17 protein-coding genes are annotated in these 18,133 nt (G+C 63.4%); 11 read left to right on the top strand and 6 right to left on the bottom strand.

All coding sequences use genetic code 11. From position 1 onward, the window contains the following. Positions 1 to 12 precede the first annotated feature (12 nt). The 3 genes from VEC01_RS02150 (at position 13) to VEC01_RS02140 (ending at position 2,593) form a co-directional block, all read left to right on the top strand. Positions 13 to 1,227 carry an acyl-CoA dehydrogenase family protein gene (locus VEC01_RS02150; RefSeq protein WP_324898291.1) on the top strand — a complete coding sequence of 405 codons (1,215 nt, stop codon included), beginning with the start codon at positions 13 to 15 and terminating at the stop codon, positions 1,225 to 1,227. Between the two features lie 52 nt (positions 1,228 to 1,279). Beyond that, positions 1,280 to 2,044, top strand: a complete 765-nt coding sequence (locus VEC01_RS02145; RefSeq protein ID WP_324898289.1) for an SDR family oxidoreductase — start codon at positions 1,280 to 1,282, stop codon at positions 2,042 to 2,044. A gap of 75 nt (positions 2,045 to 2,119) precedes the next feature. Beyond that, positions 2,120 to 2,593, top strand: a complete 474-nt coding sequence (locus VEC01_RS02140; RefSeq protein WP_324898287.1) for a septal ring lytic transglycosylase RlpA family protein — start codon at positions 2,120 to 2,122, stop codon at positions 2,591 to 2,593. A 4-nt stretch (positions 2,594 to 2,597) separates the two neighbouring features. On the opposite strand, the gene VEC01_RS02135 is transcribed toward VEC01_RS02140, so the two are convergent. Beyond that, positions 2,598 to 3,566: a LysR family transcriptional regulator gene (locus VEC01_RS02135; RefSeq protein WP_324898285.1), complete on the bottom strand. Its 969-nt coding sequence runs from the start codon at positions 3,564 to 3,566 to the stop codon at positions 2,598 to 2,600. Positions 3,567 to 3,696: 130 nt separating this feature from the next. Here VEC01_RS02135 and VEC01_RS02130 point away from each other — a divergent pair, with 130 nt between their 5' ends. Both VEC01_RS02130 and VEC01_RS02125 read left to right on the top strand, forming a co-directional pair. After that, complete coding sequence (locus VEC01_RS02130; protein WP_324898283.1) at positions 3,697 to 4,488, top strand: HAD family hydrolase; 792 nt, start codon at positions 3,697 to 3,699, stop codon at positions 4,486 to 4,488. A 62-nt stretch (positions 4,489 to 4,550) separates the two neighbouring features. Beyond that, a complete protein-coding gene (locus VEC01_RS02125; protein WP_324898281.1) occupies positions 4,551 to 5,834 on the top strand; it encodes an NAD(P)/FAD-dependent oxidoreductase in 1,284 nt (427 codons plus the stop codon). A 126-nt stretch (positions 5,835 to 5,960) separates the two neighbouring features. Here VEC01_RS02125 and VEC01_RS02120 read toward each other — a convergent pair whose 3' ends face one another. From VEC01_RS02120 to VEC01_RS02110, 3 genes are all read right to left on the bottom strand, one after another. Next, positions 5,961 to 6,230: a GlsB/YeaQ/YmgE family stress response membrane protein gene (locus tag VEC01_RS02120; RefSeq protein WP_324898279.1), complete on the bottom strand. Its 270-nt coding sequence runs from the start codon at positions 6,228 to 6,230 to the stop codon at positions 5,961 to 5,963. Positions 6,231 to 6,408: 178 nt separating this feature from the next. Further along, a complete protein-coding gene (locus VEC01_RS02115) occupies positions 6,409 to 6,660 on the bottom strand; it encodes a DUF2188 domain-containing protein (RefSeq protein ID WP_324898277.1) in 252 nt (83 codons plus the stop codon). Positions 6,661 to 6,807: 147 nt separating this feature from the next. Continuing rightward, positions 6,808 to 7,008: a CsbD family protein gene (locus VEC01_RS02110; RefSeq protein ID WP_324898275.1), complete on the bottom strand. Its 201-nt coding sequence runs from the start codon at positions 7,006 to 7,008 to the stop codon at positions 6,808 to 6,810. Between the two features lie 376 nt (positions 7,009 to 7,384). Here VEC01_RS02110 and VEC01_RS02105 point away from each other — a divergent pair, with 376 nt between their 5' ends. From VEC01_RS02105 to VEC01_RS02095, 3 genes are all read left to right on the top strand, one after another. Beyond that, on the top strand, positions 7,385 to 7,720 hold the full coding sequence (locus VEC01_RS02105) for a hypothetical protein (RefSeq protein ID WP_324898273.1): 336 nt from the start codon (positions 7,385 to 7,387) through the stop codon (positions 7,718 to 7,720). 476 nt (positions 7,721 to 8,196) lie between these two features. After that, entirely contained in the window at positions 8,197 to 9,885 is a 1,689-nt protein-coding gene (locus VEC01_RS02100; protein WP_324898271.1) for a methyl-accepting chemotaxis protein, read from the top strand. Between the two features lie 308 nt (positions 9,886 to 10,193). Then, the gene (locus tag VEC01_RS02095) at positions 10,194 to 10,562 is read left to right on the top strand and encodes a translational machinery protein (protein WP_324898269.1); all 369 of its coding nucleotides are present in this window, start codon (positions 10,194 to 10,196) and stop codon (positions 10,560 to 10,562) included. Between the two features lie 119 nt (positions 10,563 to 10,681). Here the strand turns inward: VEC01_RS02095 and VEC01_RS02090 are convergent, their stop codons facing one another. Then, positions 10,682 to 11,506 (bottom strand): universal stress protein, encoded by an 825-nt coding sequence (locus VEC01_RS02090; protein WP_324898267.1) that lies wholly within the window; start codon positions 11,504 to 11,506, stop codon positions 10,682 to 10,684. A 265-nt stretch (positions 11,507 to 11,771) separates the two neighbouring features. On the opposite strand from VEC01_RS02090, the gene VEC01_RS02085 reads away from it, so the two are divergent. Continuing rightward, positions 11,772 to 12,128: a phasin family protein gene (locus VEC01_RS02085; RefSeq protein WP_324898265.1), complete on the top strand. Its 357-nt coding sequence runs from the start codon at positions 11,772 to 11,774 to the stop codon at positions 12,126 to 12,128. Between the two features lie 12 nt (positions 12,129 to 12,140). Continuing rightward, a complete protein-coding gene (locus VEC01_RS02080) occupies positions 12,141 to 12,893 on the top strand; it encodes a Mut7-C RNAse domain-containing protein (RefSeq protein WP_324898263.1) in 753 nt (250 codons plus the stop codon). Between the two features lie 183 nt (positions 12,894 to 13,076). Here the strand turns inward: VEC01_RS02080 and VEC01_RS02075 are convergent, their stop codons facing one another. After that, a complete protein-coding gene (locus VEC01_RS02075; protein ID WP_324898261.1) occupies positions 13,077 to 16,169 on the bottom strand; it encodes a bifunctional diguanylate cyclase/phosphodiesterase in 3,093 nt (1,030 codons plus the stop codon). 368 nt (positions 16,170 to 16,537) lie between these two features. On the opposite strand from VEC01_RS02075, the gene VEC01_RS02070 reads away from it, so the two are divergent. Beyond that, positions 16,538 to 18,127, top strand: a complete 1,590-nt coding sequence (locus VEC01_RS02070) for a ShlB/FhaC/HecB family hemolysin secretion/activation protein (RefSeq protein ID WP_324898259.1) — start codon at positions 16,538 to 16,540, stop codon at positions 18,125 to 18,127. Positions 18,128 to 18,133 lie beyond the last annotated feature (6 nt).

Here is an 18,133-nt window from a genome sequence, read left to right as displayed (position 1 = left end):
ATGGAGTAACACATGGACTTCCAGTACAGCGATAAAGTCAAGGACCTTCAGAAGCGCCTCAACGCCTTCATGGACGAGCACATCTACCCGAACGAAGCGAAATTCTTCGGCGAGATCGAGAAGAACCGCGCCGCCGGCAATGCGTGGGTGCCGACCACGATCGTCGAGGAACTGAAGGAAAAGGCGCGCGCCGCCGGCCTGTGGAACCTGTTCCTGCCGCAATCCCATCGCGGCGCCGGCCTCACCAACCTCGAATACGCGCCGCTGTGCGAAATCATGGGCCGCGCGCTGTGGTCGGCCGAAGTGTTCAACTGCAACGCGCCTGACACCGGCAACATGGAAACGCTGGAGCGCTATGCCAGCGAAGAGCTGAAGCAGCAATGGCTGGAGCCTCTGCTCGAAGGAAAGATCCGCTCCTGCTTCGCGATGACGGAACCGGCGGTGGCATCGTCGGATGCGACCAACATCGAAGCATCCATCGTGCGCGACGGCGACCATTACGTGATCAACGGCCGCAAGTGGTGGTCGTCGGGCGCCAACGACCCGCGCTGCAAGGTCTTCATCTTCATGGGCAAGACCGACCCGAGCGCCGAAAAGCACAAGCAGCAATCCATGATCGTGGTGCCGCGCGATACCCCGGGCGTGACGATCGTGCGCCACCTGCCGGTCTTCGGCTACGACGATGCGCCGCACGGCCACGGCGAAGTGCATTTCAACGACGTGCGCGTCCCGGTTTCCAACATCCTGCTCGGCGAGGGCCGCGGTTTCGAAATCGCCCAGGGCCGCCTCGGGCCGGGCCGCATTCACCACTGCATGCGCCTGATCGGCCTGGCAGAACGCGCGCTGGAAGACATGTGCCGGCGCACGCTCAAGCGTGTCGCGTTCGGACGCGCGGTGGCGGACCAGACGGTGACGCAGGAACGCATCGCCAATGCGCGCATCCTGATCGACCAGGCGCGTTTCCTGGTGCTCAACGCCGCCTACATGATGGACACCGTCGGCAACAAGGTGGCGGCGAAGGAAATCGCGATGATCAAGGTCGCGGCGCCGAACATGGCCTGCCAGGTGATCGACTGGGCGATCCAGGCGCATGGCGGCGCCGGCGTCTCCGGCGACTTCAATCTTGCGTATTCGTATGCGCAGGCGCGCACGCTGCGCCTGGCGGACGGTCCGGACGAGGTGCACCGCAACCAGATCGCCAAGATGGAACTGAGGAAGTACAAGTGATGCGCGGCGCCGCCCGGGCGCACCGGGCGGCGCGAATGGAGGACGGAACAGAATGGGCAAGCACGGACTGAACGGCAAGTCGGTACTGGTGACAGGTGCGGCGGCAGGCATCGGCCGCGCCGCCGCACTGGCGTTCGCGCGCGAAGGCGCGCGCGTCGCGGTGGCGGACGTGGACGTCGCCGGCGGCGAGGAAACCGTCGCCCTGGTCGAGCAGCATGGCGGGCGGGCGTTCTTCATCAGGTGCGACATCGCGCAGGCGGCGCAAGTCGAAAGCATGGTTGCGCACGTGGTCGAACGCCACGGGCGCCTGGACTGTGCGTTCAACAACGCCGGCATCGAAATCGAGCACCTGCCGCTGGCGGAATCCGACGAGGCCACTTTCGACCGCATCATGAGCGTCAACGTCAAGGGCGTGTGGCTGTGCATGAAACACGAAATCCGACAGATGCTGAAGCAGGGCGGCGGCGCGATCGTTAATACGGCGTCGGTGGCGGGCCTGGTAGGCGCGCCGCTGCAGCCGATCTACGCTGCCAGCAAGCACGCGGTGGTCGGCTTGACCAGGACGGCGGCGGCGGAGTACGGCAAGGCCGGCATCCGGATCAACGCGGTGTGCCCCGGGATCATCCGCACGCCGATGCTCGAGCGCGCGCTGGAGCGCGAGCCGAGGCGCGAAAAAAGCATCGTCAAGGTGCATCCGATCGGCCGCCTTGGCGAGGCGGAAGAAATCGCAAATGCCGCGTTATGGCTATGCTCGGATAACGCGTCCTTCGTCACCGGCCATCAGCTGGCAGTGGACGGTGGATTGACGGCAATCTGAACGACGGTGTGCTGCGCCAGAACCTTTTGCCTGTTGCTCTTATCGAATAGGCAAACAGTTCCGGCGGAGCACAATATGAAGAAGACGAACAGCTATCGCAACGCGCTTGTTCTTGTCCTTGCCTGCGGCTTCGGCGCCGTCGCACAGGCCGAAGCACCGGCCAAGAGCGCTACCCCAGCGGCAACATCAAAGAAACCGAGCCTCGACCGCTCCGGCAAGGCGCGCAAAGGCAAGGCATCCTATTACGGCAAGCAATTCAACGGCAGGAAGATGGCTGATGGCACGCCGTTCGATCCTGAGTCGAATGTGGCCGCAAGCAGGACCTTGCCACTCGGCACGAAGGCTCAGGTGACCAACCTGGAAAACGGCAAGAGCGAAGTGGTCGAGATCCGTGACCGCGGCCCGTACGTCGATGGCCGCATCGTCGACGTGTCGCCCAAGGTCGCCGACAAGCTCGACATGAAAGAAGACGGCGTGGTGGCCGTCGAAGTCAAGCCGATCGAGCTTCCGGAGGGCGGCAGCACCGCACAGATCAGTTCCGGACGCTAGGGCTCTAGGCCCGGCTCTTGCGCGCGCCCGGGCGGGCGCGTGCGGCATGCTGCTGGAAGGCGCCAAGCTGGCGCTGCACCACCTCCTGCCCGTGTTCGATCACGAAATCCTGGAAGGCGGCCGCCACCGTCGGCACATGCTCGCCGGCCAGGTGCATCACATACCAGTCCGCCTCGACAGGGTTTTCTTCCATCGGCAGCATGCGCACCAGGCCGGCTTCGAACTCGAGCGTGCAGGCGTGCGCCGACAGGAAGGCCACGCCGAGGCCGGCAACCACCATGCGCTTGATCGCTTCATTGGAGGATAGCTCGGAGCCGATGCGCAAGGGGATGCCGGCGTCCTTGAACAGCCGCTCGACCGCGGTGCGCGTGCCCGAGCCGCGTTCACGCACGAGCAGGTTGGCCTCCATGATGTCGGACAGCGTCACGCGTTTCCTGGCCATCAGCGGATGGCCAGGGCTGGCAATGAAGGCCATCGGATGGCGCGCGAAACGCGCCGCGTTGGTGCGCAGTTCGCGCGGCGGCGTGCCCATGATCGCAAGATCGATCTCGTGCTTGCCCATCATGTTCACGATTTCGTTGCGGTTTCCCACCTGAAGCTTGATGCGCACGCCGGGGCGCTCGGTCGTGAACTGCACCAGCATCGGCGGCAGCAGGTACTCGGCGGTCGTGATCGCGCCGATGCGCAAGGTGCCGCTGATGACGCCCTTGAGCGCCGCCACCTCGTCCCCCGCCTCTTCCCACAGCCGGAGGATGCGCTCGGCAAACTCCGCCATGACCTCGCCGGCCGCGGTGAGCTGGATGCCGCGGCCGACCTTCCGCGTGAGCGAGGTGCCGGCCGCTTCCTCCAGCATGCGCAGCTGGAGGGACACCGCCGGCTGGGTCACATGCAAGGCGTCGGCGGCGCGCGAGACGCTCTCGTGGCGCGCCACCATCAGCAGCGCCTGCAATTGCTTGAAGCTTGCGTGATACATAAGACGGGCCTTATCAAATAGTCAGAAAAATTAATTTTTCTTTTAAATTACTTGCCCTTATATTAACAGTGAAAGGACGGCAGCACGGCGCGGTGCCGATACATCCGGCGCCCATTTACGCGAGGGAATCATGGCAATCGAAGCAATCACTCTTGCTCTGGACGGCGTCATATTCGATACCGAAGACGCGCACCTGCGCGCCTGCAATGCCGCGTTCGCGGCATGCGGACTCGACCTGCACTGGTCCCTCGCGCAATGGCGCGCGGCAGCGCGCGTGCGCGGCGCGACGAATGCGGTCGGCGCGGCACTCGAGCAACTGGGTGTCCACGCCGCCGATCCGCGCGCTGCCGTGCTGGCGGCCGAAAGGAGCAGGCTCTTTCACGCCCACCTGCTGGCGCAGCCGCCGCTGCGCAGCGCCGGTTGTGCGCAGTTGATGGCCGACGCGCTCGAAAGCGGGTGCAAGCTGGCTGTCGTGACAGACATGCCGGTGCCAGGCGTGACGGCCTTGCTTGACCACGCATTCGGCGCCGCGGTCACCAACATGTTCTCGGTGGTCGTGGGCGGCGCCGATTTTTCCACACCGAGCGGCAACGGTCCGTACAGCCTGGCGCTGCGTACGATGGGAGCGAACGCAGCGAACTGCGTCGCCATCGACGCTTCCGTGCCGGGACTGCGTGCGGCGCAGCAGGCCGGCATCTGGACCATGGCGGTGACGTCCTATGAAAAGGATATCGCGCGCATTTCGGGCGCCGACATCTGGTGTCCGCAGATGCTGGAACTGTGCGATCTGGTCGAGCGCAACGGCAGTGCGCGGCCGCGACCGCAGCGCTTCGTCACCTTCGACGCACTGAGCGCGTTCAAGTCGTGCCGGCCGCCCGTGCCCGTATTGAAGACCCCGTCAACGGTCCAACTGGCAGGCTGAAGCAGGGACCGGCATGCGCATCGCGATGTTCAAGGAATTTTCAATCTGTGTGGAGGCGGCAAATGGAAACGATCGTGATCGTGGGAGGAGGTGCCGGCGGGCTTGAGCTCGCAACCCGCTTGGGAGAGGCCCTCGGCAGGAATGGTCGAGCCAGGATTGTCCTGGTTGACCGCTACCCGACCCATTTCTGGAAGCCTCTGCTGCACACCGTGGCATCCGGCAAGCTGGATCCGCAGGTGCATCAGGTCGAATATGCGGCGCAGGCGGCCGATCACGGCTTCGAGTTCATCTGCGGCGAAGTGCAGCGCGTCGAGCGTGCCAGCCGCACTCTCCACCTCGGCCCCTGGCGCAGCGATGATGGCGCCGAACTGCTTCCGGGCCGCAGCCTGCAGTACGACAAGCTGGTGCTGGCTTGCGGATCGGTTACGAACTTCTTCAACATCCCGGGCGCCGCGGAAAATTCACTTACGCTTGACAATGTGTACGACGCGGAAGTCTTCCGCAAGCGCTTCCTTGCCTGCTGCATGCAGGCAAGCGTTACGCGGGGCGGCGTCCATATCGTCATCGTCGGCGGCGGCGCTACCGGCGTCGAACTGGCCGCGGAGCTGCACCATACCGTGCGCACGCTGGCACACTACAAGTTACATACGCTCGATCCCGCGCGGGACGTGCGCATCAGCATCATCGAGCGCAGCGGCAGGCTGTTGCCGCAGCTTCACCCGTACGTATCCCGGCGGGCGGAGCGATATCTGCGCCGCATGGGGATCGAGGTATGCACCGACACCGCGGTGGCCCGGGTCGACGCCGGCGTCGTCTGCGACAGCGCCGGCGGACGGCATGCATCGGACGTCACGGTCTGGGCGGCGGGCGTCGAGGCGCCGCCTGTATGCGCTACGCTCGGCGTGCCGCTGAACCGCATCAACCAGATCATCGTCACGCCGGAACTGCGCACAGAAAGCGACGCGCACGTATATGCGATCGGCGACTGCGCAAGCCAGGTCTGCCCGAGTAACGGCGCCGCGGCGCCGCCGCGCGCACAGGTCGCGCACCAGCAGGCGCAGTTTCTGGCGGAGCAGCTGGCGAGCCCTGCGCGAGCCGCGCTGCCGGCATTTCGTTATCGCGACTACGGATCGCTCGTGTCGCTCGGTCCGTTTGCGGCCGTCGGCGTGCTCTCTGGCGGAATGCGCAAGCGCGAAATGCTGGTCGGCGGCGCAGCTGCCCGCTTGCTATACGGGCTGATGTACCGCAGGCACATCATGTCCCTGCAAGGCTTCCTGCGCATGGCCGCGCAAACGCTTGCGCACTGGATTCGATCGAAGGTGACGCCGCCGGTAAAGCTGCACTGAAGGATCCGGCTGATTGCCGAAGAGAGGGAAATGTATCGGAGGGAAAAACCGGTGCAGGAGCAGGTCCTGCACCGGCCAGGCATCGGGAGGGAGATGCCTTTGGATCAGCGACGCTTCACGTCGGCGTTAGCGCGGCGTGCCGCGGCGTAGCAGGTTGACGATGGCCAGCAGGATCACCGCACCGAGGAAGGAAACCAGCAGCGATGAGATGCTGAAGTCGTTCTGGTTGATGGTGCCAGTGCCGAACAGCGGTGCGAGCAGCCAGCCGCCGAGGAGTGCGCCGATGATACCGACAACGATGTTCAGTAACAGGCCCTGGCTGGCGTCTGTCCGCATGACGAGGCTGGCGAGCCAACCGAGGATACCGCCTACTACGATCCAGATGATAAAGTTCATGGTTTACCTCCTATGTATGTTGACAGAGTTGCTACGTCAGTAGACTGACTGCCGGGCGATTGGTTCATCCTGTGTTGACCTGTGTGGAAACGCCGCAGCAGCAGATAACGCGCTATCCAACCCCGGCGCGACACCCCCGGTTTCATGGCGCCATCCGGACACCCGGGAAAGGCCCTTTTCAGCGGGTGCCGCGTCCGGACTGGCGGATGCCACCGTCGTCGATTGGAAGCGGTGAAAATCCATCTTCATCCTCGACCAGGACAGTCGCGTCTTGCTTGGATTTCGTTAATTCAGTGGCATACGCATAGGCATCCTCCTTATCGTCAAACGATGCAAGCGGTTCTTCAAGGCCCTTTTCGGATACATCCCATCTCCCGTTAAGCCCGGGGGACACGCAGATGACCAGGGTGCCTGTACGATCGGTTCCCATCTCTTTCGCTCCTGTCGGTCACTGCCGATGCCGCCGGCGAATTCACCTCTGGATGAATAATCGCGGCGGTCGGCTATCTCTTCACGACGTCGTGTTCTATCCAGGATTCGCTGGGCCTGAAGACGAGGCGCTCCGCTGCGCGTTGGTTCAATGTATGGTGCGTTCAAAGCCTTCGATCTGCCGTTCGGCCTCGTCGCGCGTGACGCCGTACGCTTCCTGAATTTTGCCGACCAGCTGGTCGCGCTTACCGGCAATAATGTCAAGTTCATCGTCGGTCAGCTTGCCCCACTGTTCCTTCACCTTACCCTTGAACTGCGTCCAGTTGCCTGCGACGGTATCCCAATTCATGACAGCCTCCTGTTGCTGAATCGAATGAGAAATGCAGCACCGGTGCGAAGTCGGAAGTTGCAAGTCCTGTGCCCGTGCGGTCTTGCTGATTAGTGAGGAGAGCGGGACGTGCGCGCAGTGCTTGCTTGTAAATGTTCCATGCGATTTTGAAAACAATACAGCAACGTAATCCCGCACCAAGGGTCTATCGCGTTAGGGCAGATCGTGCAGAGCGGGCAGCCCGAGCGTTGCATCTTGCGCGGCCAATGCCAGGGGAGAAACGCGAGGCAGCAACAAAAAATTCATTAAATTCTGTTGTTCTTGGAAACTTAATTGAGGTCAAGGTGTCATTTGTTACACCTAAGTACGATGAGTTGTCCATTTTTAGGAGCCAATCATGACCGAACACGCGCTTTCAAGCCAGGAAAGCTACGATCCCAATCGCCTTCTGGATACCCTGCTGGAGCGGATGAACCTGAAGAACGATGCGGCGCTGTCGCGCATGCTGGAGGTAGCGCCGCCGGTGATCAGCAAGATCCGCCACAGGAGGTTGCCGATCGGCGCTTCCCTGCTTATCCGCATGCATGAGACGACGGGCATGAGCATCCGTGAACTGCGTGATTTGATGGGCGATCGCCGCACCAAATACCGCTTGAGCGATGCGCAGGGCAAACCGAAGCCGCCGGCGGAAGCCGCACCGGCAAGCGGAGGCCAGGCGAGTCATTTTCACTGACACATCCGAACCCCTGCCCGACTCCTGACGTTCCGCGTCCGGTCGGGCAGGCCGGTATCACGGCCCTTCCTGTTTGACGCGTGCGCGCCTTCCTGCGCCGCCGCACGCTTGTGTGTTCTCCCACCCTTTGGTGCGGACCTGCGGAGTATTTTGCGCGGATACACACCGCCTTCTCCTTTCCCCGTTTCATCCGTCGCCTTTTCAGCTCGTACACCGTGGCCTGCGAGCGTACACATCCGCTATACTTGATGCACGTCAATAAATAATCGAAGCGCCACCCTGTTCCCGGCTCGGGTTACCGGCGCCGCTGCCACTTTCCGACGCGCGGTCGTTCGCCGGTCTGGCGAACGCCGTACTGCCTTTTTTGGACCCCAACTCCGTCTCCCTGCGAGCGAAGCGAGAGGTCGCGGCGGCACGCAGGGATCCCGGACAGGCGTCGTTTCGACCAATCGAAGAACCACATCAAAGGGGTAGGCATGCTCAGGAATCTCTCCATCAAGTCGCGGCTGATCTTTGTCGTCGGATTTCTGTCTCTGATGTGCATCTCGGGCGCCGTGATCGGCCTGTCCAGCCTGTATGTCGCCAACGAGGGATTGCATATCAACTACGAGCACCGGCTTGTGCCGATGGGCGGACTCGACCGCATCCTGAGGCTGATCAACCAGAACCAACTCGCGATCGCGCAAGCGCTGACGGATGAGCCGGCCGCGGTGGCCAGGCAGATGGATGAGGTTGAAAAGCGCATCCGGGACATCAACAGCCAGTGGGACCAGCTGATGATCGACATGCGTGACGAAATATCGGGTGAGGAAAAGGCGCTCGCCGACAGCTTCGTCGCAAGCCGCAGGAAATTCCTGGAGGAGGGGCTGAAGCCGGCAATCGCGGCACTGCGAGCAAACGATGTGCCGAAGGCGACCCAGATCATGCGCGGTCCGATGAACGCCGCGTTCGAACCGCTGACGGAAGCAGCCAACAAGCTTCTGCAGTACCAGGTCGAGACGGCGAAAAAGGAGTATGAAAAGAACCAGGCGATCTACGTATGGGTGCGCAATTCCTGCATCAGCGGCATGCTGTTTGCCGTGGTGCTCGGCGCCGTCATCTGCGTCTGGCTGCTGCGCGCGATCGCGCGTCCGCTGGCAGACGCGGTGGACGTGGCCAGGGCGGTGGCGGCGGGCGACCTCACCAAAAATATCGTGGTCACGACCAGCGACGAGACCGGCCAGTTGCTGCAGGCGCTCAAGGAAATGAACGAAAGCCTGCTCAGGATCGTCAGCGAGGTGCGCGGTGGCACGGAAACCATTGCGACCGCCTCGCGCCAGATCGCCGCCGGCAACCTCGATCTGTCCGCGCGCACCGAAACCCAGGCCAGTTCGCTCGAAGAAACGGCTTCCTCGATGGAGGAACTGACATCGACCGTCAAGCAGAATGCGGACAGCGCCTATCAGGCCAACCAGTTCGCCGCGTCGGCTTCCGAGGTCGCGCTCAAGGGCGGCGCAGTGGTTGCGCAGGTGGTCGAAACCATGGGTTCGATCAACGAATCGGCGAAGAAGATCGTGGATATCATCGGCGTCATCGACAGCATCGCCTTCCAGACCAACATCCTCGCGCTGAACGCCGCGGTTGAAGCGGCGCGCGCCGGTGAGCAGGGCAAGGGTTTCGCGGTGGTGGCGACCGAAGTGCGCCAACTGGCGCAGCGCTCCGCCGCAGCCGCCAAGGAAATCAAGCTGCTGATCGACGACTCGGTCGAGAAGGTCGACACCGGCGCGAAGCTGGTCGACGAGGCGGGCGCGACGATGAACGAGATCGTCGACAGCGTCAAGCGCGTCACCCACATCATGGGCGAGATCTCGGTCGCCAGCAAGGAGCAGACGGATGGCATCCAGCAGGTGAACCAGGCGATCAACCAGATGGACGCGGTGACCCAGCAGAATGCGGCACTGGTCGAGGAGGCGGCCGCCGCGGCAGCGTCGCTGCAGGAGCAGGCGGTGAACCTGTCGCATGTGGTCAGCGTATTCAAGCTCGGCGCACAGCAGACTCCCCCGGCTGCGGCAAGCAAACCGCGCCGCGCTCCGCTTCCTGTGCCGGCAGAACGGCCGGCGGCAACGGTTCCCGGGCCGCGCCGCGTCCTCGGCAACGGCAGCGACACGGAGTGGGAAGAGTTCTGACACGCCATCGTCCTGCGCGCCGACGCAGGGTATGGTCGTATCGACGGCGCAAAGCCGCGTATCGAGCAAAGGCCGCTTGTTGCGGCCTTTTTCATTCCTGGCGCATCCTTGATCCACGTCATTCGTCCGCAGTCCGTATTTCCCTTACCCTCGCAACGCGTGACGCACGACCGCATCAGCAAACCCGGGCCCCTGCCCGGTGCGCTGCATGACCGGCTTGCACCCGGCCACGCCGGCTGCGTCAAGACCTGCGACGAGCAGCGAACTGCGATCACGCTGCTTTGCCGTAACTCAAAGAAGGAACATGCATGCCATCGAACCATGTGGTGTGGGTCGATTACGCCGACGCCTGCATTGGCAGCGTCGACAGTGAAATCACCGCTCTCGACATCATCCGGACCTACCGCGCCGATCCGGCGCCGGCCGGCGCCGCCCGCAGCACCCGGGCGCCGGAGACCATGCGCTTCTTCGACGATATCGCTGCGCACTTGCATGCAGCGCACAGCATCCTCATCGTCGGCCCCGGCTTCGAACGGCTGGAACTGCTGGTGTACCTGCGCCGGCATTTCCCGGCCCTCGCGGACCGTATCGTCGCGCTCGAAGGCGCCGACCGGCCGAGCGCCGAAGCGGTGCTGCCATGCGCACGCCGGCATTTCCGCCAGCCCGAGGCGGCCTGAGCGGCAGCGGAAAGGCTTGGTCGGCGCGCCTGCCGTTCCGGTTCAGCGCCGGCCTTAGATGACCGGGACGCGGATCGCGATTGCACACTGCTCCGCCTGCGGAGCTGGATGCCGGTGCGCTAGAAGGACATCATCACGGGAATCGTCATCGACGCGAGCACGGTTTGCGTGGCATTGCCCAGCACGATTTCACGAAAACGCAGGTGGCCATAGCCGCCCATGATCAACAGATCGCAACCAAGCTCGGCCGCCAGCGCCAGTAGCGCCGCCCCCACATTGCCGTCGGTCCGCCGCTGCAACAGCTCGGTCTGGATGCCATGCCGCTTCAGGTATTGTGCAATCTCCGCACCGGGTTGCCGATTCGCATCGCTGTTGAAAGTTGCCACCTCCACCGTGTGGGCGCGGCGCAGCAGCGGAATCGCGTCGCCGACGGCCCGCGTGGCTTCCATGCTCGCGTCCCAGGCGACCAGCACGCGCTTGCCGATGGTATCGAAGCGGCCGTCATGCGGCACGAGAAGCACGGGCCGGCGGCAATGCAGCACGACGTACTGCGGAAAATCGGGCATCACCAGCGGGGTCGCTTCCTGCGGATCGTTCTGTCCGATCACGACCAGATCCGCATAGCGTGCCTGCAAGCAGATGCCGCCGCCGGCCTCATCGTCCACCAGGCGTTTTTCAAACGAGGGCAGGCCGAGCATCTGCACCGCCGATTCAAATTCCTCAAGCCCGCGGATCGCGCGATCCTGCAGGAAGTCGAGCGGCGCGCTCAGCCTGGGGTCGACATCGGCAAGGACACTGCCGCGCGGCAGGTAGCGCGACGCCCCGGTGACCGCGGTGCCGATCAGGTGCGCGTTTTCCGTCATGGCAATGGCGGCGGCGATCTTGATGCGTTCGCTTGCATGGCTCGATTCATCCACGTGCACGAGGATGGTCTTGTACGACATGGCGTGTTTCCCTTTTTCAGCGGTGCACCTGCAGCGCAGGTATGCATCTCCCTTGCAAGCCCGGGGCTGGCGAAGCGGAAGAATGCGACTTGCACGAGCTTGAGGGGCATCAAGCGGGCGACGCAACATCCGTGCCGGGCATGCCGGACAGACTTGTCAAGACGTATCGCCCGTCGCGTGTCCGGGTTTCCTTGATTTCATTTGCCGTGCACATAGAATAAGAATCGTGTGGCCGCCGGCGCGAACACATCGGACTGGAAAAAACATGTATTCCCTTCAAGACTCTGCAGCCCTCGCAGCAACGCGGAATGACATCAGTGCCCGCTTGGGCAGTGTTGCAGCAGATGGCGCGCGGCAACTGTTCGATCTTCACCTGAACCTTTCGCGGGCGTTGCTGGGGCAGATGAATTTTGCCGCGCGACAGCTGATGGCAGCGCGCGATATGCGGCAGGTTTTCTCGCTGGCCCGGGTGCAGTTCCTGCCCGCTGCGCGCAGCGCACTCGATTACGCCTATTGCCTGGCCACCATCGCGTCGGATATGCAATCCGGCCTGCTCGCCGCCGTCAGCGACAGCGCGGCCAAAGGTAATGACCCTGCCGGGCCGCGGCTCGCGCGCTTGTAGATCCTGCCTATCGTGGTCAACGCCTATTTCCGCTTCTATGCCGAACTGAACAACTTCCTCGTTCCGTGGCAACGCCAGCACACGTTCAGCCATCCTTGCTCGCGGGACGCGACAGTCAAGCACATGATCGAGGCGCTTGGCGTGCCGCATACCGAGGTCGAGCTGATTTGCGTGAACGGCGAACCGGTAGGATTTTCATACCGGCTGTGCGAAGGCGACCGGATCAGCGTCTACCCCGCGTTCACATCGATCGATATTTCTCCGATACAGAGGCTTCGCCCGCCGGACGAGGGGCCCGCTCGCTTCATTGCGGATGCTCATCTCGGGCTGCTCGCGAAAAACCTGCGCATGCTCGGGTTCGACGTGCTTTACCGCAACGACTACAGCGATGCGGGCTTGGCGCGCATTGCAGCTGACGAAGAGCGTACGGTGCTCACGCGCGACCGCGACCTGCTTATCCGCAAGGAGATCGTGCGCGGCTGCTACCTGCACGCCGTTGCCTGCGACGCGCAGATGGCGGAGGTGATCAACCGATTCAAGCTTGGCCGGCATGTGCGCGCGTTCAGCCGCTGCCTGTCCTGCAACGGCGAGCTGCGCACGGTGGACAAGAAGGCGGTCGAGCATCGCGTGCCGCAGCACAGCCGGCAATACTACGAACACTTCTATGAATGCGCCGGATGCGCGCAGGTGTACTGGGAAGGCTCCCATGTCGAGCGGATGCGGCGCCGGGTGCGGCAGATGCTGGATGCGGCGCGCGTGGGATAGCGGCAGCGTGTTGCTGCAGTAGGTCATCCAGATAAATTTAAAGGATTGTAGGGGGGCGTCGCGGTGGGGCCGCCGAGGTAGAGCGAAGCGAAACCACCATACGCCTCGATGGGCGTAGTCAAAATGGTGGGTTTCGCTTCGCTCTACCCACCCTACGCTCACCGAATTCATCTGGATGATCTACTAGTGCAGATGCAGGTTCGACTGCACCCGGATCAGGTCGCTGAAATGCCCGGCCGGCATTGGCGCGCTGAAATAGAAACCCTGGATGCTGTCGCACTCGTTCTCGCGCAGGAAGTCGAATTGCTGCTGGGTTTCCGCTCCCTGCGCGATCACGCTGCATTCGAGGCTGTGCGCAAGGTTGATGATCGCCTTGGTGATGACTGCGTCACCGTGGTTCAGCGGCACGCCCTGTATGAACGACTTGTCGATCTTGACGGCCCGGATCGGGAAACGCTTCAGGTAGGCAAGAGAGGAATTGCCGACGCCGAAGCCGTCGATCGCGATGGTGACGCCAAGGTCGCACAGCCGGTCGAGCACGGAGATGGATTTTTCCGGATTGGCCATCACCGCGCGTTCGCTGACTTCGAATTCCAGGTATTGCGCGTCGAGGCCGGTGATGTCGAGGATAGCTTCGACATGGTCGACCAGGGTGTCGTCCGCGAGTTGGCGCGGCGACAGGTTGACGGCCACTCGCAGCCGTACCGGGCTGCTATCCTGCCACGCCTTGTTCTGTTCGCATGCGGTCCGTATCGTCCAGTAGCCGATCGGACGGATCAGTCCGATCTCCTCGGCCACCGGGATGAATCGCTGCGGCGGCACCGTTCCCAGGGTCGGATGCTCCCAGCGCAGCAGCGCTTCCATGCCGCTGATGCGGTTGGTCAGCACGTCGATCTTCGGCTGGTAATGCAGCGATAGCTGGCCGAGTTCGATCGCACGGCCGAGCGCGCTTTCGAGGAACAGGCGCTCCGTTGCCTGGAAGTTCATTTCGGCCGAGAAATAGCAGAAATTGTTGCGCCCCATTTCCTTCGCGCGGTACATCGCGGCATCCGCATTCTTGAGCAGCGTCCCGGCATCGGTGCCGTCGGTAGGGAAACTGCTGATGCCGATGCTGGTGCTGACTTGAAGCGGTTGCGCGTCGCACAGGAAGCACGGCGCGAAGGCGGCCAGGATCTTTTCGGCGATGATGCCGCCGCGGTGCGGTTCGTCCACGTTCTCGACCAGCACGACGAATTCGTCGCCGCCCAGGCGCGCCACGGTGTCCGATTCGCGCAGGATGCCCTGCAGCCGCGTCGCCGCTTCCTTCAGCACCAGGTCGCCGGTCGCATGTCCGAGCTTGTCGTTGATGCTCTTGAACCTGTCAAGGTCGAGGAACAGGATTTCCAGCGAGCGGCCGGGGCGCTCGGCAATGGTCAGCGCATGTTCCAGGCGCTGGTGGAACAGCGTCCGGTTCGGAAGGCCGGTGAGCGAATCGTAGTGGGCGAGGTAGGCCATCTGTTCGGCGGTCTTCTTGCGCTCGGTGATGTCGCGCACGATGAACAGCGACGCGAAGCGTCCCTCGTGGAGGAAGGCCGATGCATTGACCTCGACATCGATCTCGCTGCCGTCCAGGCCACGGAATTTTTCCTCCACGGTCCTGACCGGCTGGCCACGCTGCAGCTGCGCAATGCGCTCGCGGGCGGCAGCATGATAGTCGGGGTGCAGCGCGTCGAACAGCGGGCGGCCGGCGATGTCCTGCATGGTCCTGGCTTTGAGCAGGCGCACCGCGGCCGGATTGGCATAGACGAACACGCCGTCCTGCTGCACCAGGATGGCGTCGGGCGACAGCTCGACCACCTTGCGGTAGCGTTCTTCCGCTTCCCGCAGCGAGCTCTCCGCCCGCTTGGCATCGGTGATGTCCTGAGCCGTGCCGAACATGCGCGCGACATGACCGGCGGAGTCGCGCATTGCCTGGCCGCGCGCCGCCACGATGCGCTGCGTGCCGTCCGGCAGGTTGATGCGGTATTCCGACTGGAACGCCTTCCCGGAGCGCATGCATTCATTCACCAGCTCCTGCAGGCGCGGCCGGTCTTCGTCTGCAATCCTTTCCCAGATGTTCTGCGACGTCACTGGGAAGCTGTCCCGCCGGACGCCGAAAATGCGGTAAAGCTCGTCGGACCACACGATCTGATTGCTTGCGATGTCCCAGTTCCAGCTGCCGAGCTGGGCAAGCTGCTGGGCGTCCGCAAGCTGTCTCTCGCGCGCGGCGAGCTCCTGCTCGATGCGCTTGCGCGCCTCGATGTCGCTGACCAGCGAATCGGTGCGCGCCCGCACATGCTGCTCGCGAACGTCCCGTTCGGCGAGCAGGCGCGATTCCGCGTTCCCGCGCTGGTACACGATTGTCGCCAGCACCAGGCCCATGGTGCCGACCACGCTCACGTAGATCATCACGAGCGACAGCGCAACGGTCTGGCTGGCGACGGCGAACGGGCCGTTGCCGTGCACCGTATTCCAGACCGCCACCGCGCATACCACCGCAGTGCTCCAGTTGACGGTCGGGATATTGAAGCGGATCGCCGCCCACAGGAAAAAGGGAATGGTCAGGTAAGCCATCGGCAGCGTTCCGAGCGACCCGCCGAAGATGAACTGCGTTACTGCCGGCAGCAGCAGGAAGAAGGCGGCGATTTCGAGGGTTTTCGTCGGGCGCCAGCGGATGCCGTTGCGGATATTCCACGCCAGGAGCAGCGGCACGCCGACGATCATTCCGGTCGCGTCACCCAGCCACCAGGTCAGCCAGACCTGGGCAAACAGCGGCGTCGACAACGGCTGCCACAGGGCGACGCCGACGGCGCCAGTCGATGCGCTGATGATGCTGCTGGCCAGCGCGACGCCAATGAACCGGAAGGCGGTTTCGCGGTAAATGAAATCGGTACGCGTGCGGTACAAACGCTGGACCAGATGCGAGGCCACGATGGCTTCCAGCATGCTGCCGGTGGCGATCAACAGCCGCGCCGCCATCGGCAGGTCGAGCGAAGCCATGCCGACAAGCGCGCCCAGCCAGATGGCGGGTGCGATCCGCCAGCCCAGCAGAAGGCAGCCGCACAACGCAATGGCCGACGGCGGCCATAACGGACTGACGACTTCCGGCAGGATCGCAAAGTGCAGGGACATCCGGACGGCGAGCGCGTAGACGCTTGCCAGAAGAGCAAAACGCGCCAGATAGGCCGGGTTCGAGACGAATTCGTACGTGCGGCGCCGGGCGGCCGCAAGGGTGAAGAAGTTGCTGATGAGCCGCATCCCCAGGCCTTTCCGTGCGAGAGATTCGGGTTGGCTGACAGCATTAACCATGCCAGTTTCCCGGTTTTTCTTGTTGAAGATCGTCAAAGGGGTTGGCATGGGATGCCAATTCTTCAGACTGTTGCCGAAAGGCGCGGTTCCGCGAGCGCCTACGCCGGTGTCGCTTGCACCAAATGGGTGAAACGCCGGGACGGCCGCGCCCGTCGTGTTGCGTACGACATTCACTGGATAGCTGAAATGCAAGATTTCGACTGTCCAAAAGTGAAACTTGTTTGAGAAATCTCAAGTCCGTGCGTATAGTTGCTATATCGAAAGGGCGCTAAAACCGCGCCGACAAGAACGCAGTATTTCCCCGGCAGATTTCACAAATGAGACACCACCTAATGCGTCTGGTCGCAGGCGCAGCGTTCGCCGTTTCGGCGCTGCCCGTGCTCGCGGCGGACCAGCAGGACGGCATCGGGCGATTCGAGATCACCCGTTTCGTCGTCGAAGGCAATACCATCCTCGCGCCAGCGGACATTGACAAACTGCTGGCGCCCTATGCCGGCAAGGGCCGCGATTTCGGCCATGTGCAGCAAGCGCTCGAAGCGCTCGAGGCCGCCTACCACGCGCTCGGATTCAACGTCGTGCAGGTCGGACTGCCTGAACAGGAGCTGAATCAGGGCGCCGTCCGGCTGCAGGTGGTCGAAACCCGGCTCGGCAAGCTGCGGGTGGAAGGCAATACGGTGTTCAGCGCCGACAATATCCGGCGCAGCCTGCCGGACCTGGTCCCGGGCCGCACTCCCAACCTCGGCAAGGTATCGTCCAGCCTCAAGCTGGCCAACGAAAACCCTGCCAAGAAAACCACGCTGCAGTTGCAGAGCGGCAACAACGACGACGACGTCAATGCGGTGCTGAAGGTCGTTGATGACAAGCAATGGCGGCTCGCGGCCAGCCTCGACAACAGCGGCAGCAAGAACACCGGCGAGTCGCAGCTGACGCTCCAGTTCCAGCACGCCAACATGCTCGACCGCGACCATGTGCTGAGCCTGCAGTACACCACCACCTTGGAAAAGCCCAAGCAGGTAAGCGTGTACGGCGCCGGTTACCACATTCCGCTGTATGCGCTGGGCGACTCCATCGACTTGTTCGCCAGCTATTCCGACGTCGACTCCGGTTCGGTGCTTGCCGGCATCTTCAATCTCCAGGTCAGCGGACGCGGCACTGTCGTCGGCGGGCGCTACAACCAGTTGTTGCGCCGCGTGGGCGACTTCGAGTCGCGCCTGAGTTACGGGCTGGATTACAAGGAATTCCGCAACAACGTGCTGCTGCAAGGCGCGCAGCTGGGCAATGACGTGACAGTGCATCCGCTGAGCATCGCCTATACCGGCACCCTCGGCATGACCGGCGGCGAACTGAGTTTCGGCGTCACCGGCATGCGCAACATCCCGGGCGGCAGCAAAGGAAGCAGCGCCGACTTCAACCGGGTGCGCGCCGGCGCGCCGGCCGACTACACCCTGCTGCGCTATGCCGCCGGCTACCTGCATGCGCTGCCGCGCGACTGGCAGATGCGCGTGGGCATATCCGGCCAGTACACGCGCGACGCGCTGGTTCCCGGCGAGCAGTTCGGCGCCGGCGGCGCCTCGAGCGTGCGCGGCTTCGGCGAACGCGACATCGCCAACGATACCGGCACCCTCGCCACTGCCGAGGTGTACACCCCGAACCTGTGCGGCGACCTGCAGACGGTTGCCGCGCAATGCCGCCTGCTGGCTTTCTATGACGCCGCGAGCGTGCGCCGCAACGACCCGTTGCCGGGCGAAGTCGCGAAGGCGTCGATCGGCAGCGCCGGCCTCGGCTTGCGGGTGAGCGCCGGCAAATACATGACGCTGCAGATGGACCTGGGCCATGTGCTGGACGGCGGCCCGACGACGGCCAGGGGCGAGAACAAGTTGCATGTCAGGCTGGGCCTGACGTACTGAGTTGCG

Source organism: Noviherbaspirillum sp., assembly GCF_035627455.1.
GTDB lineage: Bacteria > Pseudomonadota > Gammaproteobacteria > Burkholderiales > Burkholderiaceae_D > Noviherbaspirillum.
Note: the sequence above shows the minus strand (reverse complement) of the source record. Positions and strands in the feature narration are given on the sequence as shown.